The sequence below is a fragment of the Roseococcus sp. genome, from assembly GCF_965227005.1.
Classification (GTDB): Bacteria; Pseudomonadota; Alphaproteobacteria; order Acetobacterales; family Acetobacteraceae; genus Roseococcus.
Map to the genome: position 1 here is coordinate 19,577 of NZ_CBDDFJ010000020.1, position 25,435 is coordinate 45,011.

General features: G+C 67.9%; 21 protein-coding genes, 1 tRNA gene and 1 pseudogene. 8 read left to right on the forward strand and 15 right to left on the reverse strand.

Features of this window, described 5'->3' with window-relative positions:
• Window positions 1-151: 151 nt before the first annotated feature.
• From ilvD to ACO057_RS10400, 6 genes are all read right to left on the reverse strand, one after another.
• Window positions 152-2,008: a dihydroxy-acid dehydratase gene (ilvD, locus tag ACO057_RS10375; RefSeq protein ID WP_421991333.1), complete on the reverse strand. Its 1,857-nt coding sequence runs from the start codon at window positions 2,006-2,008 to the stop codon at window positions 152-154.
• Between the two features lie 98 nt (window positions 2,009-2,106).
• The gene (locus ACO057_RS10380) at window positions 2,107-3,090 is read right to left on the reverse strand and encodes a Bug family tripartite tricarboxylate transporter substrate binding protein (RefSeq protein WP_421991335.1); all 984 of its coding nucleotides are present in this window, start codon (window positions 3,088-3,090) and stop codon (window positions 2,107-2,109) included.
• A gap of 69 nt (window positions 3,091-3,159) precedes the next feature.
• Window positions 3,160-4,431, reverse strand: a complete 1,272-nt coding sequence (locus tag ACO057_RS10385) for an NAD(P)/FAD-dependent oxidoreductase (protein WP_421991337.1) — start codon at window positions 4,429-4,431, stop codon at window positions 3,160-3,162.
• 3 nt (window positions 4,432-4,434) lie between these two features.
• Window positions 4,435-5,169, reverse strand: coding sequence for an amino acid ABC transporter ATP-binding protein (locus tag ACO057_RS10390; protein ID WP_421991339.1), 735 nt, complete (start codon window positions 5,167-5,169; stop codon window positions 4,435-4,437).
• Complete coding sequence (locus ACO057_RS10395; protein ID WP_421991614.1) at window positions 5,166-5,825, reverse strand: amino acid ABC transporter permease; 660 nt, start codon at window positions 5,823-5,825, stop codon at window positions 5,166-5,168. The genes ACO057_RS10390 and ACO057_RS10395 overlap by 4 nt, the downstream gene beginning before the upstream one ends.
• 4 nt (window positions 5,826-5,829) lie before the next feature.
• On the reverse strand, window positions 5,830-6,588 hold the full coding sequence (locus ACO057_RS10400) for an ABC transporter substrate-binding protein (protein ID WP_421991341.1): 759 nt from the start codon (window positions 6,586-6,588) through the stop codon (window positions 5,830-5,832).
• 177 nt (window positions 6,589-6,765) lie between these two features.
• On the opposite strand from ACO057_RS10400, the gene ACO057_RS10405 reads away from it, so the two are divergent.
• The 3 genes from ACO057_RS10405 (at window position 6,766) to ACO057_RS10415 (ending at window position 9,399) form a co-directional block, all read left to right on the forward strand.
• Window positions 6,766-8,457: a tetratricopeptide repeat protein gene (locus tag ACO057_RS10405; RefSeq protein WP_421991343.1), complete on the forward strand. Its 1,692-nt coding sequence runs from the start codon at window positions 6,766-6,768 to the stop codon at window positions 8,455-8,457.
• A gap of 10 nt (window positions 8,458-8,467) precedes the next feature.
• Entirely contained in the window at window positions 8,468-9,334 is an 867-nt protein-coding gene (locus ACO057_RS10410; protein ID WP_421991345.1) for a 4-(cytidine 5'-diphospho)-2-C-methyl-D-erythritol kinase, read from the forward strand.
• Window positions 9,325-9,399: transfer RNA gene (locus ACO057_RS10415), tRNA-Gln, on the forward strand. The genes ACO057_RS10410 and ACO057_RS10415 overlap by 10 nt, the downstream gene beginning before the upstream one ends.
• A gap of 272 nt (window positions 9,400-9,671) precedes the next feature.
• On the opposite strand, the gene ACO057_RS10420 is transcribed toward ACO057_RS10415, so the two are convergent.
• From ACO057_RS10420 to ACO057_RS10435, 4 genes are all read right to left on the reverse strand, one after another.
• A complete protein-coding gene (locus ACO057_RS10420; RefSeq protein WP_421991347.1) occupies window positions 9,672-11,339 on the reverse strand; it encodes a recombinase family protein in 1,668 nt (555 codons plus the stop codon).
• A 10-nt stretch (window positions 11,340-11,349) separates the two neighbouring features.
• A complete protein-coding gene (locus tag ACO057_RS10425; protein WP_421991349.1) occupies window positions 11,350-11,934 on the reverse strand; it encodes a DUF3489 domain-containing protein in 585 nt (194 codons plus the stop codon).
• Between the two features lie 150 nt (window positions 11,935-12,084).
• A complete protein-coding gene (locus tag ACO057_RS10430) occupies window positions 12,085-13,251 on the reverse strand; it encodes an MFS transporter (protein WP_421991351.1) in 1,167 nt (388 codons plus the stop codon).
• Between the two features lie 306 nt (window positions 13,252-13,557).
• Window positions 13,558-13,959: a hypothetical protein gene (locus ACO057_RS10435; RefSeq protein ID WP_421991353.1), complete on the reverse strand. Its 402-nt coding sequence runs from the start codon at window positions 13,957-13,959 to the stop codon at window positions 13,558-13,560.
• 1 nt (window position 13,960) lies between these two features.
• Here ACO057_RS10435 and ACO057_RS10440 point away from each other — a divergent pair, with 1 nt between their 5' ends.
• Window positions 13,961-14,356: a hypothetical protein gene (locus ACO057_RS10440; RefSeq protein WP_421991355.1), complete on the forward strand. Its 396-nt coding sequence runs from the start codon at window positions 13,961-13,963 to the stop codon at window positions 14,354-14,356.
• Between the two features lie 740 nt (window positions 14,357-15,096).
• Here the strand turns inward: ACO057_RS10440 and cnbZ are convergent.
• The 3 genes from cnbZ to ACO057_RS10455 are packed head-to-tail and all read right to left on the reverse strand — an operon-like array spanning window position 15,097 to window position 18,827.
• A complete protein-coding gene (gene cnbZ / locus ACO057_RS10445) occupies window positions 15,097-15,864 on the reverse strand; it encodes a 2-amino-5-chloromuconate deaminase CnbZ (RefSeq protein WP_421991357.1) in 768 nt (255 codons plus the stop codon).
• Between the two features lie 39 nt (window positions 15,865-15,903).
• Window positions 15,904-17,493: an ABC transporter substrate-binding protein gene (locus ACO057_RS10450; RefSeq protein WP_421991359.1), complete on the reverse strand. Its 1,590-nt coding sequence runs from the start codon at window positions 17,491-17,493 to the stop codon at window positions 15,904-15,906.
• Between the two features lie 29 nt (window positions 17,494-17,522).
• On the reverse strand, window positions 17,523-18,827 hold the full coding sequence (locus ACO057_RS10455) for an amino acid deaminase (protein ID WP_421991361.1): 1,305 nt from the start codon (window positions 18,825-18,827) through the stop codon (window positions 17,523-17,525).
• A gap of 206 nt (window positions 18,828-19,033) precedes the next feature.
• Between ACO057_RS10455 and ACO057_RS10460 the strand changes: the two genes are divergently transcribed.
• The 4 genes and pseudogenes from ACO057_RS10460 (at window position 19,034) to ACO057_RS10475 (ending at window position 21,588) form a co-directional block, all read left to right on the forward strand.
• Complete coding sequence (locus ACO057_RS10460; RefSeq protein ID WP_421991363.1) at window positions 19,034-19,678, forward strand: TetR/AcrR family transcriptional regulator; 645 nt, start codon at window positions 19,034-19,036, stop codon at window positions 19,676-19,678.
• 37 nt (window positions 19,679-19,715) lie between these two features.
• Window positions 19,716-20,756, forward strand: coding sequence for an amino acid ABC transporter substrate-binding protein (locus ACO057_RS10465; RefSeq protein WP_421991365.1), 1,041 nt, complete (start codon window positions 19,716-19,718; stop codon window positions 20,754-20,756).
• A gap of 268 nt (window positions 20,757-21,024) precedes the next feature.
• Window positions 21,025-21,369: pseudogene (locus ACO057_RS10470) on the forward strand (IS481 family transposase); the annotation flags it as partial.
• A gap of 78 nt (window positions 21,370-21,447) precedes the next feature.
• Window positions 21,448-21,588, forward strand: a complete 141-nt coding sequence (locus tag ACO057_RS10475) for a hypothetical protein (protein WP_421991367.1) — start codon at window positions 21,448-21,450, stop codon at window positions 21,586-21,588.
• Between the two features lie 490 nt (window positions 21,589-22,078).
• On the opposite strand, the gene metF is transcribed toward ACO057_RS10475, so the two are convergent.
• The gene (gene metF / locus ACO057_RS10480) at window positions 22,079-23,020 is read right to left on the reverse strand and encodes a methylenetetrahydrofolate reductase [NAD(P)H] (protein ID WP_421991369.1); all 942 of its coding nucleotides are present in this window, start codon (window positions 23,018-23,020) and stop codon (window positions 22,079-22,081) included.
• Window positions 23,021-23,080: 60 nt separating this feature from the next.
• Entirely contained in the window at window positions 23,081-25,405 is a 2,325-nt protein-coding gene (metE, locus tag ACO057_RS10485; protein ID WP_421991371.1) for a 5-methyltetrahydropteroyltriglutamate--homocysteine S-methyltransferase, read from the reverse strand.
• Window positions 25,406-25,435 lie beyond the last annotated feature (30 nt).

The following is a 25,435-nucleotide window of genomic DNA, read 5'->3' on the forward strand; positions in this document are numbered from 1 at the left end:
GTCTCCCTTGGGTGGTCTTTTTCTTGGGGCCGGGTCTTCGCCCAGCTCGTCGGATCGGCAGTCAGGCTATCGGGCATTCCCGTCGCGCGTCTAGGAGACGCCGCGCGACGGCGGTTAGGGAAAGCGCGGGGGGCGCGAAGCCCCCCTTCCCTCAGCGGCGCTTGATCGAGGACAGGTCGCGCACGGCGCCCTTGGCCGCGCTGCTGGCGAAGGCCGCATAGGCCTTCAGCGCCGTGGTGACGTTGCGCTTGCGATGCTCGGTCGGCTGCCAGGCGGCGTCGCCCTTCGCTTCCATCGCCGCGCGGCGCTGCGCCATCTCCTCGTCCGACACGGCGAGGTTGATGGTGCGGTTGGGGATGTCGATCTCGATCAGGTCGCCCGTCTCGACAAGGCCGATCGCGCCGCCCTCGGCCGCTTCCGGCGAGAGATGCCCGATGGACAGCCCCGAGGAGCCGCCCGAGAAGCGCCCGTCCGTCACCAAGGCACAGAGCTTGCCCAGGCCCTTCGACTTCAGATAGCTCGTCGGATAGAGCATTTCCTGCATGCCGGGCCCGCCGCGCGGCCCCTCGTAGAGCACGACCACGACCTCGCCGGGCTTCACCGCGCCGCCGAGAATGCCCTCGACCGCGGAATCCTGGCTCTCGAAGACCCGCGCCGGGCCGGTGAACTTCAGGATCGCCGCGTCCACGCCGGCCGTCTTCACGATGCAGCCCTCGGCCGCGATATTGCCGTAGAGCACCGCGAGGCCGCCATCCTTCGAGAAGGCGTGCTCCATGTCCCGGATCACGCCCTTCTCGCGGTCCATATCCACCTCTTCCCAACGCTCGGACTGGGAGAAGGCCACCTGGGTCGGCACGCCGCCGGGGGCCGCGCAGAAGAAGTTCGTGACCTTCGGGTCCACCGTGCGGCGGAGGTCCCAGCGCTCCAGCGCCTCGGCCAGCGTCGGCGCGTCCACGCGGCTCACCGAGGTGTCGATGAGACCGCCGCGCTCCAGCTCGCCCAGGATGCTCATGATGCCGCCGGCATGGTGCACGTCCTCGACATGCACGTCGGCCACCGAGGGCGCGACCTTGCACAGCACCGGCACGCGGCGCGAGAGCCGGTCGATATCGGCCATGGAGAACTTGATCTCGCCCTCATGCGCGGCGGCGAGCAGATGCAGCACCGTGTTGGTGGAACCGCCCATGGCGATGTCCAGCGTCATCGCGTTCTCGAAGGCGGCGAGGGTCGCGATGTTGCGCGGCAGGACCGAGAAATCGTCCGTCTCGTAATGGCGGCGCGTGATCTCGACGATGCGGCGGCCGGCCTCCAGGAACAGCTCCTTGCGGTCGGAATGCGTGGCCAGGACGGTACCGTTGCCGGGCAGCGCGAGGCCGAGCGCCTCGGTCAGGCAATTCATCGAATTGGCGGTGAACATGCCCGAGCAGGAGCCGCAGGTCGGGCAGGCCGAACGCTCGATGACCTCCACCTCCTCGTCGGTGACGCTGCTGTCGGCCGCGACGATCATGGCGTCGATCAGGTCCACCTTCCGCTTCTTGCCGCGATGGATGACCTTGCCGGCCTCCATCGGGCCGCCGGAGACGAAGACGGTCGGGATGTTGAGGCGCATCGCGGCCATCAGCATGCCCGGCGTGATCTTGTCGCAGTTGGAGATGCAGACCAGCGCGTCGGCGCAATGCGCGTTGACCATGTACTCGACCGCGTCGGCGATGAGCTCGCGCGAGGGCAGGCTGTAGAGCATGCCGTCATGGCCCATGGCGATGCCGTCATCCACCGCGATGGTGTTGAATTCCTTGGCCACGCCGCCGGCCGCCTCGATCTCGCGGGCGACCATCTGGCCGAGGTCCTTCAGATGGACATGGCCGGGGACGAACTGGGTGAAGCTGTTGGCGATGGCGATGATGGGCTTGCCGAAATCGCCGTCCTTCATGCCGGTGGCGCGCCAGAGGCCGCGGGCGCCGGCCATGTTGCGGCCATGGGTGGTGGTGCGCGAACGATACTGGGGCATGAGGGGCAAAGTCCTGGCGTTGTTCTCGGATCAGCCGGTCAATATAGCGATGCCGGGCGGGCGCGGCTATCCGCCGTGCCCGCCCACTTCGCGATGCGCTACTCCACCGTGATATTCGCCTCCCGCACCACGCGGCCCCATTTCTCGGACTCGCTGACGAGGAAGGCCGCCAGTTCCTCCGGCGTGCTCGCCTGCGGATCCACCCCCGCATTGGCCATGCGCTGCATGACCATGGGCATGGCCAGCGCCTCGCGCAGCACCTGGTTCAGCCGCGCGATGGCCGGCGCCGGCGTGCCCGCCGTGGTCATCACCGCGCCCCAGGAGGTCGCCGTGGCCTGGGGAAAGCCAAGTTCCGCCAGGGTCGGCACATCGGGCATGAGGGCGTGGCGGCGCGGCCCGCTGACCGCCAGCGCCCGCAGCCGGCGGTCCTGCACGGCGCCGACGGCCCCGGCGATCTGGATCATCATCATCTGGATATTGCCCGCGATCAGGTCGTTCATCGCCCCGCCCGAGCCGCGATAGGGCACGTGCTGGATGTCGATCCCGGCCGCGATCCGGAACAGCTCCGTCGCCGTATGCGTGGAGGCGCCATGGCCCGAGGAGCCGAAGGACAACTCGCCCGGCCGCGACTTCGCGAGCGCGATGAACTCCGCGAGATCGCGCGCGGGCAGCGAGAGCGGCACGACGATCACGAGGTCGCTCGTGTAGCACATGCCCACGGGGGCGAAGTCGCGCGCGGGGGAAAAGCTCATCGTGCGGTAGATGTGCGGATTGGTGCTGAGCAGCCCCGTCACGCCCATCAGCAGCGTGTGGCCGTCGGCCGGGGCGCGGGCCACCATCTCGCCGCCGATATTGCCGCCCGAGCCGCCGCGATTCTCCACGATGACGGGCTGGCCCAGCTTCTCGCCCATCTGGTCGGCGACCAGGCGCGCCGCGACATCGGTGCTGCCCCCGGCGACGAAGGGCACGATCATCCGCAGCGGCCGGGTGGGCTGCCACGGGGCTTGTGCCTGGGGGGCTTGCGCCTGGGCGGCGAAGGGCAGGACCGCGCCGGCGGCGAGGATGCAACGACGATGGATCATGGGACGGCGCCTCCCCGCGCCTTTGCCCCGAAGCTGGCTTCCGCTGCGCCCCAAGGCAAGGCCGCGCCCTCAGCTGTCCAGACGGTCGCGCAGGCGCCCTTGCAGGATCGCCCAGGCCACGCCGAGCTTCCAGAAGCCGTGGAAGGGGATCGGCCTGATGGGCAGCACCGGCATGTCGAGCTCGGCCGCCGGCCGGCCCTGCAGGCGCAGCGCGATCTGGCGGCCCATCGCCGTGCCCATGGCCACGCCGCGCCCATTATAGCCCAGCCCCGCCAGCAGCCCGGGCGCCGGCTCGTGCAGATGCGGATAATGGTCCTTCGTCGCGGCGATCTGGCCATTCCAGCCGTGGGTCCACTCCACCCCCTCCAGCCCCGGCCAGAGCCGCGCGGCATAGTCCATCAGGTAGCGGATCGGCTCCAGGCTCGTCAGCGCCGATTGCGGCCCGCGGCCGCCCATCAGCAGGCGGTTGGACTGGTCCATGCGGTAATAGACGGTGATGTGCCCCGCCTCGTAGAGCGAGGCACGCTGCGGCATGACGCCGCGCGCGATCTCCCCCCGCAGCGGCGCGGTGCAGGCGATGGAGCTGTAGACGGGCACCACGCTCCGCCGCAGGCCGGGCCAGAGGTCCCCCGTATAGCCGTTGGTCGCGAGCACCACCTGCTCGGCCAGGACCTCGCCCTTCGGCGTGGCGACGCGCCAGCCGCCCTGCGCGCGGGCCAGCGAGACGGCCGGCGTCTGCCCATGGATCCGCGCGCCGAGCTGCATCGCCGCCCGCGCCAGGCCACGCGCATAGGAGAGCGGCTGGAGGTCGCCGCCGCGCCGGTCGAGCATGGCACCCGCATAGCGGTCCGTGCCGGTGAGCGCGGCGGCGCCGGCCGCATCCATCATCGCCACGGGCCAGCCGCGCCGGATGCACTGCTCGGCCGTGACGGCGATGGTCGCGGCGTTCGTGGCGCCGATCCCGGCGCGGATCGTGCCCTCCTGGCGGGCCTCGCACTGGATCTGATGGCGTTCGATCAGATCGAAGAGGGCATCCGGTGCGCCATAGGAGAGCGCCACCATGCGCCCGCCCATCTCGGCGCCGAAATCGGCCTCGACCTGGTCGGGGTCGTATTTCAGGCCCGGATTCACCTGCCCGCCATTGCGGCCCGAGGCGCCCCAGCCCGGCTCCTCCGCGTCGAGGACGATGACGTCCGTGCCGGCCTCGGCAAGGTGCAGCGCGGCAGAGAGCCCGGTGTAGCCGCTGCCGATCACGCAGACCGAGGCGCGGGCGGTCCCCTCCAGCGGCGGCGTCTCCAGGCGCGGCGTGGCGGTGTCGGCATAGAGGCTCGGGGGCAGCATCTTCTACTCCAAGGGCCGCAGGACGCGGCGGAGGAAATCCTGGGTGCGGGGCTCGCGCGGGGCGGTCAGCAGTTCGGCGGGCGGGCCCTCCTCGACGACGCGGCCGCGATCCATGAAGACGACGTGATCGGCCACCTCGCGCGCGAAGCCCATCTCATGCGTGACGACGGCCATGGTCATGCCCTCGCGCGCCAGGTCGCGCATGACGGTCAGCACCTCACCCACCAGTTCGGGGTCGAGCGCGCTGGTCGGCTCGTCGAAGAGCACGGCCTTGGGCCGCATGGCCAGCGCACGGGCGATCGCCACGCGCTGCTGCTGCCCACCCGAGAGCTGGGAGGGATAGGCGGATTCCTTGCCCGTCAGCCCGACGCGGGCCAGCAAGGCGCGGGCATGTTCCTCGGCGTCCTTGCGGCTTTCGCCGGCGGCGTAGATCGGGCCTTCGGTCACGTTCTCCAGCGCCGAGCGATGGGCGAAGAGGTTGAAGCGCTGGAAGACCATCGTGACCTCGCGCCGGACCGCGCGGATCCCGGGCGAGTTGCGGTCGACGCGCCGGCCCAGCACGCGCACCTCCCCGCCCTCATAGGATTCCAGCCCGTTCACGCAGCGCAGCAGGGTGGACTTGCCCGAGCCCGAGGGCCCGATCACGCAGACCACCTGCCCCTGCGCGACATTGAGCGTGATGCCGTCCAGCACGCGGTTCGCGCCGAAGGATTTTTCGAGCCGGTCGATCTCGATCATCGCCGCCCGAACCTCCGCTCGAGCCAGGCGACGACCAGGATCAGCGGGATGCTCATGCAGAGGTAGAGCAGCGCCGCCATGGTCCAGACCTCCTGGTTCTTGAAGGTCGAGGAGGCGATCAGGCGCGCCTGGGTCGAGAGCTCGGCGACGGTGATCACGCTCGCCTGGCTGCTGTCCTTCAGCAGCATGATGAGGTTGTTGCCATAGGGCGGCAGGACGAGGCGCACCGCCTGGGGCAGTACCACGCGGCTCAGGATCCGCAGGCGCGGCATGCCCAGGCTCTGCGCCGCCTCGATCGAGCCCGTGTCGACCGCCAGGATGCCGGCGCGGAAGACCTCGCCCATATAGGCCGAATAGGCGATGCCCAGGCCGATCACGCCGGCCTGGAAGGCGTTCAGGTCCACGCCCATCTCGGGCAGCACGAAGTAGATGTAGAAGAGCTGCACCAGGATCGGGATGCCGCGGATGGTGTTGGTGAAGATCACCGCCGGCCATTCCAGCCAACGCTTGCCCGAGGTGCGCATCAGCGCCCAGACGACGCCGAGCGCGGTGGACAGCACCAGGGCGCAGAGCGTGACGGCGACCGTCACCCAGACGCCCTGGAGCAGGATGGGCAGGAATTGCTGCCCGTCGCGGAGAAATCCGGCCCAGCTCAGCGGATCAGTCCACCGAGGCCGGGAGGTTCCATTTCCCCACGAGGGCCGCGAAGGCCCTATCGGCCTTCATCGAGGCGAGGCCCGCATTGATCCGCGCCAGCACAGGGTCGCCCTTGCGCGTGCCGATGGCGATGCTGCCGAGGACGCTGGGCCGGTAGTCCGGGATCAGCTTCACGCCGCGGAAAATGTTCTGGGCGATCTGATAGGAGACGATCGGCGCATCGCCGAAGCCCGCCTGGATCCGGCCCAGCGAGACGTCGCGCATGATGTCGGCCACGCTGTCATAGGTTCGGACCTCGAGGCCCGCGGCCCGCAGCGGCTCGATATAGATCGTGCCGACCTGCACGCCGGCGGTGACACCGCGCATATCGGCCAGGCTGCGCCAGGGGCGGCTCTCGCTCTCGCGGATCGCGGCGCCCTCGCCATAGCCATAGACCGGGTCGGAGAAGTCGATCTGCTCGCGCCGGGCGGGCGTGGCCAGCATCGCCGCCGAGATGATATCGATGCGCGAGGAGGTGAGCGAGGCGACGAGCGCCGCGAAGGGCACCGCCTGGACATCGGTGTTGAAGCCCTGCCGCTTCCCGATCTCGGTGATCAGCTCGACCATGAAGCCGGTCAGCGTGTTCGTGCGGGTGTCGAGGAAGGTGAAGGGGATGCCGGTCGGCGTCGAGCCGACCTTCAGGGTGGGCGTCTGGGCAATGGCCCCGCGGCTGACGAGACCCAGCGCGGCGGCGGCGCCCCAGAGGTGACGACGGTTGAACATCGGGAATGCTGACCTTCCGCTCTGTGACAATCGAATGAGGTCACGGTACGGGAAATGCATCAAGGGCCGGTTTCGGCGAACCTTCCGATGCCTAAATGTCACAGCGTGTCGCGCGGGTGTGGAGAACAGATCACGGCCCATGGTGCGGTGCGGCGCTTCGCTGCTACATTCCACGCTATGGCTCAACGCCGTTTTCATCCCCGATTTGCGCTGCTCGCCGCGAGCCTTGTGGCCGCCTGCGCGGCCGGCGGCCTGGACGCTTCCGACCCCGGCGCAGCCGAGGGCGCGCCGGCCGGCACCGTCTTCGGCAGCTTCCTCGTCGGCCGCTTCGCGGCGGACGAGCAGGACAGCCGCGTCGCCGCCGACAACCTCCTCTCCGCCCTTCGGGCCGAACCCAACCAAAGCGAGATCCTCCAGCGGGCCTTCTCGGCCGCCGTGATGGACGGCCGGCCGGACGCCCTGCGCCTGGCCCGTCGCCTGCCGGACAACGCTTCGGCCCAGCTCCTGCTCTTCGGCGCCGAGATCGCGAGCCAGCGCTGGGACCGCGCGGAGAGCCGCGCCCGCGCTCTGGGCCGCCAGGGCCCGATGCAGGCGCTGCAGCCCGTGCTCGTGGCCTGGAGCCTCGCCGGGAGGGGCCAGACCGACCAGGCCATCGCCCTGCTCCGCCCGGCCGCCGAGCAGGGGCGCTTCCGGGCGCTCAACGCCCTGCATGCCGCCCTCATCGCCGACGTCGCGAACCGCCCGCGCGAGGCCGAGCGCTATGTCCGCCTCGCCTTGGCCGGCCAGCCCGAGCCGACGCTGCGCCTCACCCTGCTGGCCGCCGGCATCCTCAACCGCGCGGGCCGCAATGCCGATGCGGTGCGCCTGCTGAATCAGCTGGCCGAGACGCATGACGAGCTGGCGCTCGCCGTGCAGGAGCCCGCGCGCGGCATCGTGCTGACGCAGAAAAGCATTACCGGCCCCGCCGACGGCATCGCCGAGGCCTATGTGGCGCTCGGCAGTGCCCTGCGCGGCCAGGGGCTGGAGGAGATGGCCGGGCTGCTGGCCCGCCTCGCCTTGCGCCTGCGCCCCAGCTTCGGCCCCGCTTTGCTGCTGCTGGCCGATACCCTGACAGAGGGCGAGCAGCTTGAGGCCGCGGCCACCGCCCTGGGCCAGATCCGCCCGGAAGACCCGCTCTTCGGCACCGCTCAGCTTCGCCGTGCGGGCCTGCTCGACCGGCTCGACCGCCTGGCCGAGGCCGAGGCCCTGCTCAACCAGACGGCCGCCGCCGTCCCGAACCTGCCCCAGGCGCTCACCCGACTCGGCGACATCCTGCGCCGCCGCTCGCGCTTCGCCGAGGCCGTGACCGCCTATGACGGCGCCATCGCGCGGCTGGAGCAGGCGCGCGACTTCGATTGGCCGCTCTTCTACGCCCGCGGCATCGCGCGTGAGCGGTCGGGAGACTGGACCGGCGCCGAAGCCGATCTGCTGCGCGCCCTGGCGCTCTCGCCCGAGCAGCCCTACGTCCTGAACTACCTCGCCTATACCTGGGCGGATCAGGGCGTGAACCTCGATCGGGCCCGCGCCATGCTGGAGGGCGCCGCCGTCCAGCGGCCGCAGGACGGCAATATCGCCGACAGCCTGGGCTGGGTACTGTACCGCATGGGCGACCTGCCAGGCGCGATCACCCAGCTCGAACGCGCCGTCGAGCTGGAATCCCGCAATTCGACGGTGAACGACCACCTCGGCGACGTGTACTGGGCGGCCGGCCGCCAGAACGAGGCGCGCTTCCAGTGGCGCCGGGCATTGACCATGGAGCCCGATCAGGCGGAGACGGCCCGGATCGAGGCCAAGCTCCAGAACGGCCTGCCCATCCCCGCCAGCCGCTGAGGCCCCGCCGATGCTCGAAGACGCGCCCGCCAAGGTGAACCTGTATCTGCACGTCACCGGACGGCGGGCCGATGGCTATCACCTGCTCGACAGCCTGGCGGTCTTCGGCCCGGCAGCGGACAGCCTCCATGCCGAGCCCGCACAGGAGCTGTCGCTGGTACTGGACGGCCCCTTCGGCGAGGCCCTTGCCGCCGAGCCGGACAATCTCGTGCTGCGCGCGGCGCGGGCCCTGGCGCCTCGGGGTGCGGCGCTGCGGCTGACCAAGCGCCTGCCGGTGGCCTCCGGAATCGGCGGTGGCTCGGCCGATGCCGCGGCGGCGCTGCGGCTGCTGAACCGGCTCTGGGGCGCGGGGCGCGACGAATCGGCGCTGGCCGCGCTCGCCGCGCCGCTGGGGGCCGATATTCCCGTCTGCATCGCCTCCCGACCGGCCCTGATGCAGGGAATCGGCGAGGTGATCCGGCCCGCCCCGCGACTCCCCGAATGCGGATTGCTGCTGGTCAATCCGGGAGTGCCGGTGGCCACGCCGGCGGTGTTCCGGGCGCGGCAGGGCGAATTCACGCCGCCGGCGACTCTGCCGGAGTCCTGGCCGGATGCGGCGGCGATGGCGGCGGACCTCCGCCGGCTGACCAATGACCTGGAGTCGGCGGCGCTGTCGCTCTGCCCCGCGATCGCGGAGGTCCTGGCAGCCCTGCGCGCCCAGCCCGGCTGCCTCCTGGCACGGATGAGCGGCTCGGGCGCGACCTGTTTCGGCCTCTTCGCGACGCCGGCTGGCGCCGCCGCCGCGGCCCGCGCGATGCCCACCGGGTGGTGGGCTTCGGGTGGGGGGCTTTACGGCGCGGGGGTGCCCTCGCTACATCCGGACACCGGTGGGGTGTAGCCAAGTGGTAAGGCAACGGTTTTTGGTACCGTCATTCCTAGGTTCGAATCCTAGCACCCCAGCCACCCAGTCAGCCTGACGCAGAAGATTTCGGGGTTTTGGCCCCTCCCCCGTGAAAGCCCGGCCTTTCGGGCCTCTCACGCGAGGTCAGTAGCGCAACTGTACCTGAGAGACGCTGAAAGGGCGGTCCGAGGGGCCTCTCGCGGCCTATCGTCTCTCCATGCCATTTCGGCATGTACAGTTGGCCTGGAACGGCCCGCTCGGCGGCTTATCCTCGGGTGAATCGGTACGCCCGAAACTACGCTGTGTCGGATCCGAACCGCTGTGTTGCTGGAGGCTATTGCGCGAAGCCGAGCGCGCGGCGCTGGTCCTGCCAGTCTATCGGGATGCGCGTGTCCCGCATCAAGCTAGATGCCGTCAGGCCCTTCGGCTGCCGTCCATCAAGGATCGACTCGACGATGTCTGGGGCGAGCCAGGCCAGCCGAACCAGTCGCGACGCATAGGATTGAGAGATGCCTTGCTGCTGAGCGAAGGCCGTCAGGCTCGGCGCTGTGCTCGCAACGAGCTCGTTCCGCAGCGCCCAAGCCTTGGCGACCAGGCGAACCAGCGAGGGGTCGGATCGATCGGCCGCGATGGTCGACCCGACGAGCAACGCCATCTCGCGCCCCGCTCGCCGAAGCGCCACCGGCTCCGTCAGCGTGATGTCGTCTTCGATCGGTCGATGGCTGGTTGCCAGTTCCTCGTGGGCTCGCCCCGTCAGCTTCGCGACAAGCCGACGCGCCGAGATGCGGATGGCGACTTCATGCCGCTGCACAGCGATCTCCGCGGTAATCGACGATAGGAAGTCGCGCTGCAGAGTATGACCCATGTTCAACCACCGGCCGCTCAGGGCGGCCGCAGCCCCGAGGATCGATCGTTGCTCGCCCCCCTGCGGTGGCAATGCCTCGGCCGACCGCAGCACCTGCAGCATCGCCGGCCCATCCGACAGCAGCCGTCCGACGCGTTCAAGGACAACTTTCTCCAACGCAACGGCAGGTAGCCGCAGCGCGTCAGCATGCTCCTCCCGCGTTCCAGTGATCAGCACGCTCGAGACGTAGTAGCGATAACGACGATCAGACTTCGTGGCGTGGGTCGCAACCATCAGCCCTCCTACTGCGTCGCTCAGCATCCCCGCCAGCAGACTGGGCTGGCTAGCTTGGCCCCCAGCCCTCCGATCGGCCCGAGCTTCAGCAAGACGCGCTTGCACCATCTCCCACAACTCCGGATCGACGATGGCCTCGTGCTCACCGGGATAGATGTTGCCCTTGTGGGCGACCTGGCCGCGGTAGAGGCGGTTCTGCAACAGGTGGAACAGCGCGCCTCGACCGAAGGCCCGGCCATCCTTGCCCGTGATCCCCTCCGCAGCCAGCTGATGCTGGACCAATCGCACCGATCCGAAATCCAGGTAGAGCTGGTAGGTCCGGCGCACCAACTCAGCCTGCTCGGCATTTACGATCAGCTTGCGATCGCGAACCTCGTAGCCGAAGGCCACCGATCCCCCCATCCACATGCCCTTGCGCTTGGAGGCGGCGATCTTGTCCCTGATGCGCTCCCCGGTAACCTCGCGCTCGAACTGAGCAAAGGACAGCAGCATGTTCAGCGTGAGCCGACCCATGCTCGTCGTCGTGTTGAAGTGCTGCGTCACCGACACGAAGGAGGCGCCATGGGCATCGAACACCTCGACGATCTTGGCGAAGTCAGCGAGCGATCGGGTCAGGCGATCCACCTTATACACGACCACCAAATCTACCCGGCCGGACGCCAGGTCAGTCAGCAGGCGCTGGAGAGCCGGCCGGTTCAGGCTGCCACCGGAGAGACCGCCATCGTCATAGCTCGCCGGGAGCAGTGACCATCCTTCATGGCGCTGGCTACGGATACCTGCCGCATCAAGTCGACCCAACTCGATCACAGCCTCCTGGCTCAATGAGGAGGGCACCTTGGCCCCCGCCCTGGTACGGCGCGCCACGGCGCTCGCCTTAGCCAGACGCCCCGATGCGATAGGCCTTTCGGCCCTGCTGCTCGGAGAGCTGGATGGCGAAGCCTCGTTGGCGAAGGCCCGTCACAGCAGCCCGCGCGGTATGGGGCAGCCAGCCCGTCATAGTCGTGATCTCGGGAAGGGTCGCGCCCACGTCCTTGGAGATCGCCCGGAGGACATCGCCTAGCTTGCCCGCCGGAGCGCGAGGCGCGGTCGTCGCAGGGGCCGCGCCTGCAGCGCCCTCCCCGGAGCTGTGCCGCGAGCCGCGCTCCACTTGCTCCGCATCATTGGACGCCACTGGATTCGCCACCGAATCGCTTGATCCGCCCGCCGCGGCAAGGCCGGCGGCCGTCAAGCGTAGACCAAAGTGTTGACCGCTATCGTCCGCACGCCAGGAGAGCGTGGCGTCGTCGATGGGGAACTCCTCCACGAGCTCGATCTTGAGCAGCGTTGCGAGCAGGGTGCGCTGGGCGCTGCCGCGGACGCGCAGGGTCGGCGGAAGTGGCAGGACCACGCGATCCGGGCGCTGGGCGGCGGTCGTCACGACGAGGAGCTGGGCGACGGTCAGGCTCTTGGGCTTCGACATAGGGTGGTCTCCATTGGAGCGCCGCCCGATGCGACGCTGCCACCACCCAAAGCCCGGAGCAGACCGGGCCGTGCCGCGCGGGCACTCCTGCGCGGCACGACGACACCAATGCTTCCCGGTGCAAGGAAGTCGAGCGGGATCTGCACGCGTCTAACCCCGCGGCGCGCGCCCTCGGAACGTAGCGATCGCGACCGCCACGGTTGCTGCGAAGAGCACCGCGGCGGAAATCGCCATGGTGATCTCGACCGAGGCCCAGGTCAGGTTAGCGCTCGTCAAAATGATCCCGAGGGAGTTCGCTGTACGGGACAGTGCAAACACCTCGGCCTTTCGATTTGGCGGGGAGAGAGCGTCGAGCCGCAGCGAATTGTAGGTGCCGAGCGGAGCGAGAAAGCATCCAATGGTGACCGCGCCTATGAGCGTGGCTAACACCGATAGATTGGCGGCTGTAAGGGCAGCTCCAAAGGTCACAAAAGCGAGCAGGAACGGTACCGCGAAAGGACCCGGCACTCTGTTCCGTGTGCTGACCCAAATGCCGCCGGCAACTGCTGCAACACATAGCGCTACCGCGAAGATGGCACCTTCCGCAGGCTCCAGGCCGTAATTGATCGCGATCGCCACGGCGCCGATTTCAACCGCCGAAGTCACCGCACTGGTCGCCAGAGAACAGACCAGCCATAGAAGGATTGCGGGCCGCAACAGCCTCTCACCGCCCCGGATGGGTTCCGGCGCTGTAGCTTGCGGGATGGCAGGTACCAGCAGCGCCGGCGCGGTACCCAAGACAACCAGCACCAAGAGGGCAAAGACGGGATCGATCAGGGATCCCAGGACCGAAGCGGCAATGGGGGCAGCGACGAAGGTGAGTTCGTTCAATGTCGCGGCCATGCCGAGGGCACGAGGCATTCCCGTTGGCCGGACGAGATGATTGAGGACGGATCGCAGCAGGCCGAAGGCTGCACCGTTGACCAGGCCGCCAGCGGCGGCGGCAACGACAAGGAGAGGAAAGGGTGCGCCGACCTTTGCCAAAAGCGCCATAGCAACGAGCGACACCGCCCGAAGACCCACCAGGACTCGGAGGTATGACACGGCGTTGAAGCCGTTTCCGATACGGAGGACAGGAACCGCACCGGCAACCTGGGCGAGCGTGATGGCCAGCACCAGCACCGCGCCACTGCTGGAGCTGCCAGTGAGGGGCAACGCCAACAGGGTAAAGGCGATCGGGCCGGCCGCCTGCGGCACGGCAAAGGTGCCGTACGCGAGGAGCCATTGCAGCAGGCGCCCGGACAAATGGCCCGTAGGCTGCTTATTGTAGGAACTCATCACCCCGCCTCGACTGCGGGGCCCTCCCCAATGATCTCACGCGGGGCGAAGCCATGCGCGCAGCGGCGGGACCGCTTCGAAGAAGGCGCATTTGTACGAGTCATTGGGATGCGTTCAAGACCTTCCGCTGCTGCAGGCTCAAGCAGCAGGCTCCGGGCACGATGGGCATTGCGGTGGAGCAGTGCGCACTCTCCGGGAATGTGCCCCGAATGCCTGTTTCCCAGCGATCAGATCACTGGGCAGCGTTTAGGCTTTGGCAGGATTTGGCCGAAAGCGGACCGGCAGCTATCTAGCGCCCAAGCAGGCCTAGCGGCCGGTGCATGATTGGCGCGGCTCCTGCCGGGCCTGATCGGCAGGCGCCGCCGTCAGCACTCTTTCGGCGGCCGTTTGCAAGAATTGCTCCGACAGCCGTTCGTCGTTGACGGCCCGCGAGAGCACCACTGCACCGACCATTGTCGAGAGAATGGCCATGGCTTTGCCGCCGGGCTCCTCGCCATCAGGCTCGCCTACCCATGGGCCGAGCATCTCGAGGTAATGCCTGATCCCGGCTTCGAATGACGATTTCACCTCAGTGCCCTGTCTGGCGGCATCGGAGCCGAGCGCGACACCCGCAGCGATCTCCCTGCGAAGCTCAGCCTGCCGCGCCTCCAACTGCTCTAGCCGTTCCCGAAGACCAGCCGTCCGCAGGCCGTCGGCGATCGCGTCCATTATGTTCACGAAACTCGGGTATCTCGCGCAGACGTCCGCATTCTTTTACGACCGTCACCGTGCCGTCCACGATTGCCTTGCCGCGATCGAGCTCCTGGCGCGCCTCTTGCCCAAGAGTGGAAGATCTGCGCTTGCGCAGCTTCTTCAGCGTGCGCGGACTCCATTTTGGCGAATATGGGCGGAGAACAGCCCCTTCGACTTCAAGGACCTTCTCAAGGCGCGCGGCGACCGATGGAATAGAGATGGCAACGGTTCGCCATGGGCTTGGTACACCGACGTTGAGGATGCACAGCGTGAACCTGAACTGGCATTCCTGAAGGCAGAAATCTACCAACGTGACATCAATATTCCTTTCCGCCGAGTTGATGCATACGACCGCTTCTCCGATCGATGCTGATGTGATGCGTGTCGTCGTTGGCCTACTCGGTAGCGCCGAACAGCGTCGTTCTGCTCTGAAAGGTCATTGAGATTGTGATTGAGAGCGGAACACTCTCGGGACAAAGCAATCATGATCCGGAGTTCGCTTGGCTTTACGGCGCCATAGAGCGAATGCTCGCCCATGCGCAGCGTTTCGCCCGGCCTTGCTGAACCTGCGGGCTCGGGCTCGTAGCACTCGGGTGATCGGGTGCCGAACGGAGCCTGACGATGACCAAGCTTTCCAATTCCCAATCGATCATTCCCAGTCAGACCGGCCGGCACGAGGAGCGGCTGGCCATGGCGCCGGCGAACCTGCATGCTGCGGCACACTTGGCGGTGTTCCGCAGCATGCAGAAGAACCACCTGCCGGAGAAGGTGCCGGCGCCGGCTGAGCATCGCGACCTCGGTTGCCCGCCCGATCCGCTAGATTGCTCTGCGTACTGGACCGACCAGGCGCTCACCGGCGGCACTTCGAGACGCGGGCGGAGGCGGACCCGATCTTCACGCGCGGTGTACTCAAGGGTTTCGCAGACCTGTATGCTCCCCCTCATCAGAAACACCCAAGCGGCCAGTCGCTCTCCGTTATGCTGCGCGCAGCGTCGAGATCCTATTCCCCGGCGACGGCGATTACGCATCTCGATAACTGCCGTGCGCGTATGCCTGAAAACTGTCGATGGGCATGATGCCCGCTTGGCTTAATGCCATGCGGACCATGTCAGTTCAGACACGTAGTAGAATCTCATGGTCCAGCCCACGGCAGTCCATCTCGAAGTCGACTTTCTGCACGGGCGGCCGGCAGGGATGCCAGGTGATGCCGTTCTGCGCCGCTCCGCGAGCGGTGATCTCGTCCAGGAAGAATGGGTGAAGGTCGTACACAGTATAGACCTGGACCGCAGTCGTGTCCGCCCAGCCGAAACCGAAGCCGGTCAGCCGCCGTTCCATTTCACCGAGTGTCTGGCGGGCCTTGGCGCGCAGGCCCTCGGGCGAGGTGTCGCCATAAGCCACGACGCGCTGCTCCGCCGGCCCGGTGCCTCGCGCTTCTGCCCCGCCCGCGATCAGGAATGTCGGGCCGGTCGTCTTGTCAGGCACGGTGTAGGTGAAGGCGTAGAAGCCGGACTCATCCGGAGGCGACAGCTCGGGACAGACGTTGCTGCGTGCGACGGGATTGTCGTCGCCTTCCATGATGCCCCATTCGCGCAGGACCTGAGCATAGCCCAGGTTGAACTCGCGGAACCCGTCATCGGTGAAGGGCAGCGCGGAGCGCAGCTCGCAAGCAGCGAAGGCCGTGAGCGGCCGACCGAGAGCTTCCAGATGGGCCCTGATCCGCGCGAAGCCCTCTGCCATCGGCAGGAGCCTGCTGAACCGTGCGCGCTCGAGCCGATAACCCGGCAGGGCCGCGACACCCGAGGAGTACTGGAAGACGGCAGGGATATAGCTGTAGCCGCCGGCCTCCATGGTCTTGGTCGTAGCTGCTGGGGAAGCCGACATTCGCATCATCCTTTGGGTTGAGTGGGGATAGAGCCGGCCTCAGCTGAGCCGGGAGATATTCCAGAAGACCATGGCCTCGCTGGTGAGCCAGCCCTGGATGCGGTCGCGCCGATAGGCGCCGAACTGCCGGAACTCGCCGAGCCAGGCGAAGCTCGCCTGCTCCACGGCGCGGTCCTGGATGGCAATGGCCAGCTGGCGCCTCTCTGCATCGTCGCGGGCTCGCAGGAAGGCCTCGCGTAGACGCTCCTGCTCGGTATCGCAGGGCCAGCCGAAATAGGCCCGCTCGCAGGATCCGCCCAGGGCGCCGTTCGTGCCGGGATCCGTGATGTCGGACATACCGGTCCAGGTGAAAAAGATGTTCCAGCCACCTTGCTCGACCGGCTCCTTCTTGGCGCGGCGCGCCACCACGGTCTGCCAGTCGAGCGAGACGAGGTCGACGCGGAAGCCGGCCTGCTCCAACTGAGACTTCACCACCGGCCCCACCTGTGCGAGCAGGCTGTGGTCGGAGGCGTTGAGCATCGCGATCGGGCGGCCGTCATAGCCCGCCTCCTGCAGCAAGCGCCGTGCCTCCACGAGGTTCGGGCGCAGCAGCAGATCGCCGTATTCCTTGGCCAGCGACGTGCCGCAGCCGATCGGCGAGTTGCAGGTGCGGAAGAGCTCCGGCTCGCCGAGCTGCGCCAGCAGAATATCCTCCTGGCCGATCGCCAGCATTGCCGCGCGCCGGATCCGCACGTCGTCGAAGGGCGGCACCAGATGGTTGAAGCGCATCCAGTACTGGCCACCCCGCTCGTTGGCCGGGAAGACCGCGATGCGGCGATTGGCGCGCAGCGCGGGCAACAGGTCGGGCAGCGGGCTCTCGATCATGTCTACCTCGCCCGAGGCGAGCGCGGCGCTGGCCGTCGCGGGATCGGGGATGATGCGCCATTCGATGCGGTCGACCTTCGCGACCTTGCCGCCGGCGAGGCCCGAGGGCGGCTCAGCGCGCGGCCGGTAACGGGGATTGCGCTCATAGACGGCCTGCACGCCGGGCCGCCATTCCGCGGCGCGGAAGATGAAGGGACCGGAGCCGATCGTCTCGGTGATGCGTTGATCGCCCGGTGTCGCAGCCACGCGGGCGGGCATGATGAAGGGCACGCGCGAGCCCGTCTTGCCGAGCACGTCGAGCATGCGGCCGAAAGGCTCCTTCAGACGAATGCGGAAGCCCTCCGCCCCCAGGGATTCCATCGCCTCCGTGGCGCCGAGGAGGCGTCCTCCGAGGGTGTCCCTGCTGCCCCAACGGCGCAGCGAGGCTATGACGTCGTCGCCGGTCACCGGCTGGCCGTCGTGGAATTCCAGCCCCGCGCGCAGCTTGAACGTCCAGCTCAGCTCGTCGTCGCTGCGCGTCCAGCTTTCGACCATCATGGGCTGCGGCGTGTCGTTTGCGTCGATCGCAAAGAGCGTGTCGTAGATCAGGAAGCCATGGGTGCGCACGATATAGGCCGTGGTCCAGATGGGATCGAGGATGGTGAGGTCGGAGGATGGCACGACGCGCAGCACCGAACGAGTCTGCGCCTTGGCATCGAGCCCACCGAGACCTGTGGCAGCAAGGGCCGCCGCACCGAAGGCACGGCGCGGGACTGAATCCGTCATGTTCCTCGAACTCCTGGGACAGGTTGCGGCTAGAAGTAGGTCCGGATGGCGGACACGCTGTCATAGGCATCGTTCACGACCTGCATGACGCGCCATTTGTCGAAGGTCAGGCAGGGGTGGGAAATGCCGAAGGCCACCATGTCGCCCACGGCCAGCGGGGAATCCGCGGGGATAGTGAGATGGCAGTGCTGGTCGTTCAGTCCCGTCACGCGATGGCCGTCGGGCACCGCAACGGGCGCGGCCATGCCGGCGCCAGGTCGGAACCACTTCAGCGCGACGGGCGGGTCGTCGTAGGACGCGTCGCGCTTACCAAAGCCGAGGATCGCCTTGTCCGGTTCGGGGCGGGACTGCACATAGGCCCAAACCTCCAGCGCGGGGCGTAGCCCACCATCCATCGCCGCGAGCTCGGGGCGGCGCAGGCGCAGCGCCTCGAAGACGCGGCGGTAGAGGATGTCGTCATGCGTGATGTAGCAGCCGCTGCGTAGCAGGACTGTGCAGGGCTGGCCGAGCTCCACGGCGCGCAGCCGCGTGGCCACGAGGTCGTAGTAGATCGAGCCACCCGCGCTCAGCAGCACCTCGCCGGGGGAGAAGAGCTTCTCTTCCGCGCATGCCGAAGCCAAGGCACAGACGCGATCGAGGAAGCCCTCGACCATCGCCGTGCTTTCCGCCGGCGTGGCGCCACGTAGCAGACCCTCGAACCCCTCGATCCCGGCCAACGAGAGAAAGGGCGTTTCCGCCGCAATGGCGCGTGCCACCGCCAATGCTGATTCCAGCTCCCGGCAGCCCGTGCGGCCGCCGGGATAGCCCATCTCGACGAGCAGCCGCAGAGGGCGACCGGCGCCGACGCGGCGCGCGGCTTCGGAGAGGCGCGCGACGTTCTCGAGGGAATCCGCGAGGCACCAGAACTCGAAATCCGGGTCGCGCTTCAGCTCTTCCAGCACATAGTCTATGCCGCTGCGGCCAACGAGCTGGTTCGCGAGCACCAGGCGCGAATAGCCGAATCGCCGCGCGACCTGGAGCTGATGGACCGTCGCGACGGTGAGGCCCCATGCGCCGGTGGCCAGTTGCAGGTCGAAGAGCGCGGGGCTCATTGTCGTCTTGCCGTGCGGGGCGATGGCGGCGCCACTCTGCTCAATGAAGCGCTGCATCCAGGCGGCATTGTGCACCAGCGCATCCTGCTTGAGGACGGCGACGGGCAGCGGCAGATCCTCACGCAGCAGGTTCCAACCCTGGGTGGCGACGGCCTCCATCGCAACGGTGCCGGCATGGCCGGGGATGCCCTTCTCGGTGGCGTCGAGCGCGAGCTCGTCCTGGCGTGAGGTGATTCGGATCATGCTGTCGCCTTCGGCGGCCAAGGCCGCATCAATCGGATTACTGTACCAACCATCCGGTACATGACATCACCGCAGATGCGGCCTTGTCAAACCCTCATTCTCCATGGACCATCATAAAATCCGCGACATAAATGTACCGTCCATATGGTATAGTAATTTTCCGAAGATGCTTGACATCGGACGCCGCGGATCGGAATGCTGAGCGCATGTCCAAAAAGGCCGTCAGCGCGAAATCCGCCCCCGTCGCTCCCACCGCCGAACGTGGCGTCGGGCGTCCCAGTGTCCGGCCGATGCTGCTCGACGCCGCGCTGGATCTGATCGCCGAGGACGGCGTGGCTGGCCTCACCTACGAGACGCTCTCGGTGCGCACCGGCATCAGCAAGGGCGGCCTCCTCTACCATTTCCCCAACAAGGAAGCCCTGCTCGAGGCACTGACCGAACGCCTCGTCGAGCGCTACGCCGACGCACGCAGAGCGACCACGGAGAGCCTGCCGGAATCGCCCTTTCGCGAGCTCAAGGGCTATGCGATCGCCTCCATCCACAACCGCTCAAAGGCGGACAAGGCCAGTGCCCGCCTGCGCATGTCCGGCTCGTGGAGCAATCGCGCCGGCAAAGCCTATTACGCGCGCCGCTTCCGTGAGATCAGCGCGGGCATCGACGCCGATCGTGCGGCCATCGTGCACCTGGCGGTGGAGGGGCTCTGGTACATGGAGCTGGCCGGCCTCTCGCCCTTCAGCGCCATGGAGCGCCGCCGGATCGTGCTGCAGCTGCTGCGCCTCGCCGATGGCGGAGAAATCGGAGGTGAAGACATCCCCCCGCCGCCCAAGTCCAAGGCCCGGCGCAAGTCCTGAGGCCGATCCAAGAAGACCACCCGAAGGGGAAACGATCATGACATGGACATCGCTGAAGGCCGGCCTGTGCGGTCTGCTGCTGGCCGGCTGGCTGACCGGGCCTGACGCCGCGGCGCAGACGGCCGCCGGCCCTACCCTCTCGGCCGTCCGCGCGCGCGGAACGGTCAATTGCGGGACGAGCGGCGCGAGCCCGGGCTTCGGGCTCTTCGACGGCCGGGGCGAGCTGCGCGGCATCGATGCCGACATGTGCCGCGCCGTCGCGGCCGCGATCTTCGGCGACCCCGCGCAGGCGCGTTTCGTCGTTATGACCACGGCTCAGCGCATCGTGAGCCTGCAATCGGGCGCGATCGATATGGCCGCGCAGTCGCTGACCTGGACGCAGACGCGCGAGGCCAATAACGGGCTCGAATTCACCGGCACGCATTTCTACGACGGCCAGGGCTTCCTGGTGCGCAAGTCGCTAGGCCTCACCGCAGCGACCGGTCTGGCGGATGCCACCATCTGCGTGCCGGCTGGCGGCCGCGCGGAGATCAACGCCGCGGAATGGGCGAGGGCTCATCGCATCCGCTTCACCGCGCTGGTCTTCGAGCGGACCGACGACATCGTCTCCTCCTACGAGTCTGGCCGGTGCGACGCCATCAGCAACGACGCGACCTTGCTGGCCGGCCTGCGCTCACGCCTGCGGGCACCGGACGAGCATGTCCTGCTGCCCGACCGCATTAGCAAGGAGCCGCTCGGCGCCTATGTCCGCAAGGGCGACGAGCAGTGGCTGGATATCGTCAAATGGACGCTGCACGCGCTGATCAATGCCGAAGAGCTGGGCGTCACCCAGGCCAATGTCGAGCAGATGCTCGCCAGTGAGAACCCTCTTGTCCGCCGACTGCTCGGCGTGACGGGCGACCATGGCCGCTTCATGGGGCTCGACAACCGTTGGGCCTACAACGTGATCCGGACCATGGGGAACTATGGCGAGATCTACGAACGAAACTTCGGCGCGGCGAGTCAGACGCCGACACCGCGTGGCTTGAACCAGCTCTGGACGCAGGGCGGTTTGCTGTACGGCGCGCCGATCCAATAGGCCGCTGGTATGTTCGAAACGAGCTGGACACACCCGCCGGTTGCTGGCCCGGTCTCGGCGGATGGTGCAGCGGAAGGCAGAGCATGCCGATCTCCGGAGATTGGCGCAGGCGCTGGGTCAGACCGGGCGGGCCATCGGTCAGACACCGGATGCGCTGCCGGCTATCGTCGCCCTGGAGAGCCGCCTGCGGATGCAGCTGCTGCCGCACTAGCTGTCTGATCCCAGGCTTTGATGGTGCAGCCTTCTCGCAGGCATGGAGGGACGCGCTATGGGTCAGGTTCTCCACGGGTGCGCCACAACGATAGCGGCGGTCCGTCGCGCGATCCAACATAGTCAAGCGAGCCTGAGGGCCCTGGCGACCCGCTACGGCATCAACCAGAAAACCGTGGCCAAGTGGCAACGCCGCAGGTCCGTCGACGATCTTCCAACCGGGCCGCGGGAAGCAAAATCGACCGTGCTGTCCGCCGAGGACGAGGCGATCATCGTCGCCTTCCGGCGGTATACCCTCCTGCCGCTCGACGACTGCCTCTACGCCCTTCAGGCGACCATCCCGCGGCTCACGCGCTCATCGCTACATCGCTGCCTGCTGCGCCACGGCATCTCGCGCCTGCCGCGGTGATCTCCTTGGCAGCTGGATGCTTGGCGCCGAGTTCGCCCTGATCTGCTGCTCCAGCCCCGCGACATTGGCTGCGTGCTCGCTGAGCTCCCCCTCGAGGCGCGCCACATCGCGCTCCAAGGCCAAAGCTCGAATGCGCGTGGCGTGGCCGACGCGGAGCAACTCCATTACGCCGTCCAACTCCTGCCGCAGCAGGCGGATCTGCACCACGCGTGAGCGCTCCTGCCCGGTCAGGCCGTTATTTGCTCTCGGAGCTGTCGGTTCCGCTGGTTCAGCACGGAGATCTGTCCGCCCAGCGATACACGCCGAGTTTCGAGAATGCTGCGCTGGGCCCGAATGGTTGCGGCAAGGGTCGGATGCCTGCCGCGCCAGGAGATCCGACCCGACCGGCACGCTCGAATGGCCGTCCTGTTCCGCCCGCAACCTCGAGACAAGCAGGCGCGACGCATCCACCTGGGTTCGGACAAGGCGGGCCTGCGCCGCCCGCGTCGTAGGCGGTGGAGCGGGCGCGGCCGGCGGCGTCCGTCTCGGAGGTCAGGCGGCCGGCCGTGTCGTAAACATAGGTGATCGGCGCCGCGTCGATGCTCTGCCGCGCGCTCAGTGGCCGCCCCGTCAGGTCATAGCCGTCACAGCCGTCATAGACGAACAGCGTCGTGTTGCTGCTGCCGTCCGGCCAACTCGCCAGCAACTTGTCCCAGCGCAACCCTCATGCCGGAAGGCCCGCTTGCACGCCCAGGATATGGGCGATGGCATAGGTCAGGTCGGGCCGGTTGAGCGTGTAGAAGTGGAACTCGTCCACGCCATTGGCCTGCAGGATGCGCACCTGCTCGGCCGCCACCGTCGCCGCCACCAGCCGGCGCGTGTCCACATCCTCGTCCAGCCCCTCGAAGAGCCGGCCCAGCCAGTCCGGCACCGAGGCGCCGCACATGGCCGAGAAGCGCTTCAGGCTGGCGAAGTTCGAGACCGGCATGATGCCGGGCACGATCGGCGCCGTGATCCCCGCCGCGTGGCAGCGGTCCAGGAAGCGCAGGTAGATGTCGGTGTCGAAGAAGTATTGCGTCACCGCCCGGCTCGCCCCGGCGTCGATCTTGCGCTTCAGGAAATCGAGATCGGCATCGGCCGAAAGTGCGGCCGGATGGACCTCCGGATAAGCGCCCACGCTGATGTCGAAGTCGCCGATCCGGCGCAGGCCCCGCACCAGGTCCTCCGCCTGGGCATAGCCGCCCGGATGGGGCTCGTAGGTCGCCGCGCCGGCCGGCGGATCGCCGCGCAGGGCGACGATGTGCCGTACCCCGGCCTCCCAATAGGCCTGGGCCACCTCGTCCACTTCCTCGCGGGTCGCGCCCACGCAGGTCAGATGCGCGGCCGGCGTCAGCGAGGTTTCCTTCGCGAGGCGCGCCACCGTGTCATGCGTGCGCGACCGGGTGGAGCCGCCCGCGCCATAGGTCACGGAGACGAAACGAGGCGCCAGAGGCTCCAGCCGGCGGATGCAGGTCCAGAGATCCGCCTCAAGCTTCTCGTTCTTGGGCGGGAAGAACTCGAAGGACAGCTTGGGGGCCGGAAGGCTCGACGGCGTAGGCAGGGTCGGCACGCGCGGCGACGTCACCCAGCGCGTCAGCGTGGAGTCCAGATTCGGCATGTTGCTCATTGGAAGATCCCCCGGGAGTAGTGCGTGGCCACCCCGAGCGGAGCGGCCACGCGTTTCAGGTCAGGCCGAAACCAGGGCGCGGACCTTCCGCGCGGCCTCGACCATGTTGATCAGCGCGGCCTCGGTTTCGGGCCATTTCCGGGTCTTGAGGCCGCAGTCGGGGTTCACCCAGAGCTGATCCGGGGAGAGGCGGCTGCGGGCGGCCTCCAGCAGCTCCGTCATCTCCTCGACCGCCGGGACGCGCGGCGAGTGGATGTCGTAGACACCGGGGCCGATTTCCGCGGGGTAACGGTACTCGGCGAAGGCGCCCAGCAGCTCCATCTTCGAGCGTGCCGTCTCAATCGAGATCACGTCGGCGTCCATGTCGCCGATCGCCTCGATGATGTCGTTGAACTCCGAGTAGCACATGTGCGTGTGGATCTGGGTCTTGTCCGCCACCCCCGAAGCCGTCAGGCGGAAGCTCTCCACCGCCCAGCCGAGGTAGTGCTGCCAGTCGCCGCGGCGCAGCGGCAGGCCCTCGCGCAGCGCGGCCTCGTCGATCTGGATGATCTTGGCTCCGGCCTTCTCCAGATCCACCACCTCGTCGCGGATCGCCAGCGCGATCTGCTTGCAGGCCAACGAACGCGGCACGTCGTCGCGGACGAAGGACCAGTTCAGGATGGTGACGGGGCCCGTCAGCATGCCCTTCATCGGCTTGGTCGCCACGCCTTGCGAGAACTTCCACCACTCCACGGTCATCGCCTTCGGCCGCGACACGTCGCCGAAGAGGATCGGCGGCCGCACGCAGCGCGAGCCGTAGGACTGCACCCAGCCGCTCTTGCTGAACACGAAGCCCGAGAGCTGCTCGCCGAAATACTGCACCATGTCGTTGCGCTCGAACTCGCCATGCACCAGCACGTCCAGGCCGATCTGCTCCTGCCACTTCACGGTGCGGGCCGTTTCCTCGCGGAGGAAGGCATTGTACTCGGCGTCGGTCATCGTCCCCTTGCCATGGGCGGCACGCGCCTTGCGGACATCCTCGGTCTGCGGGAAGGAGCCGATGGTCGTGGTCGGGAAGGCCGGCAGGCCCAACGCCCCGATCTGTGCCTGGCGCCGCTCGGCGAAGACCGAGTGGCGGCGGGCCATCTGGGCCGTCACCTTCGCCAGGCGCGCGCCCACGGCGGCGTCGTGGATCTTGGGCGAGGTCTTGCGCAGCTTCGCCGCGGCGGTCGAGGCGGCGAGCTTGTCCGCGACAGCGGCGCGGCCCTCGTTCAAGGCCTTGGCCAGGATGGCAAGCTCCTCGATCTTCTGCACGGCGAAGGCCAGCCAGCCCTTCACGTCGGGATCGATCGCATTCTCGGCATCGAGGTCGATCGGGGTGTGGAGCAGCGAGCAGGAGGGCGCCAGCACGACCTTGCGGCCCGACTTCACCACCGGCTCGACGCGGTCGAGGATGGCTTCGAGGTCGGCGCGCCAGACGTTGCGGCCGTCGATCACGCCGAGCGAGAGGACGAGGTCCTTCGGCGCATTCAGCACGGCGCTCAGCTGATCCGGGGCACGGATCAGGTCGAGGTGCAGGCCGGCCACGGGCAGGGCCAGGGCGGCCTCGAGGTTGTCGCCGAGGCCGCCGAAATAGGTGGTCAGCATCAGCTTCACGGAGGGTACGGCCTTGGCGAGATGCGCATAGGCCTCGGCCAGGAGCTCACGCTCCTCGTCGTTCAGGTCGAGGACGAGGCAAGGCTCGTCGATCTGCACCCATTCGGCGCCGGCGGCGGAGAGCTTGCCCAGCACCTCGGCATAGACCGGCAGCAGCGCGCGCAGCAGCTCCTTGCGGTGCAGACCCTCGGTGTGGCTCTTGCCGAGCTTGAGGTAGGTGACCGGGCCGACCAGGACGGGGCGGGTCGCGACGCCCTGGGCCTTCGCCTCCAGATACTCGTCGATCACCTTGGTGGAGGAGAGCGCGAAGGCCTGGCCCGAGGAGAATTCCGGCACGAGGTAGTGGTAGTTCGTGTCGAACCACTTGGTCATCTCGGAGGCGGGGACGTCGATCGCCTTGTGGGTGCAGCCGGCGCCGCACTCGGCATGCGCATCGCCCTGGGCACCGCGTGCCATGGCGAAATAGGTGTCGAGGTCCACCGGACCGCCCTTCCAGCCGTAGATGGCCGGCACGGCGCCGACCATGGCGCTGGTGTCGAGCACCTGGTCGTAGAAGGAGAAATCGTTGCTCGGGATGATGTCGGCGCCCAGTGCCTTCTGCCGGGCCCAGGTCCTGGCGCGCAGCTCGGCCGCGACGGCGAGCAGGTCGGTGCGGCTGGACTTGCCGGACCAATAGCGCTCGAGCGCGGTCTTCAGCTCGCGGCGCGGGCCGATGCGGGGGAAGCCGAGGGTGGCAACGGAAACGGTCATGAACCTCACCTGTGTCGTTGTGACGAGGAC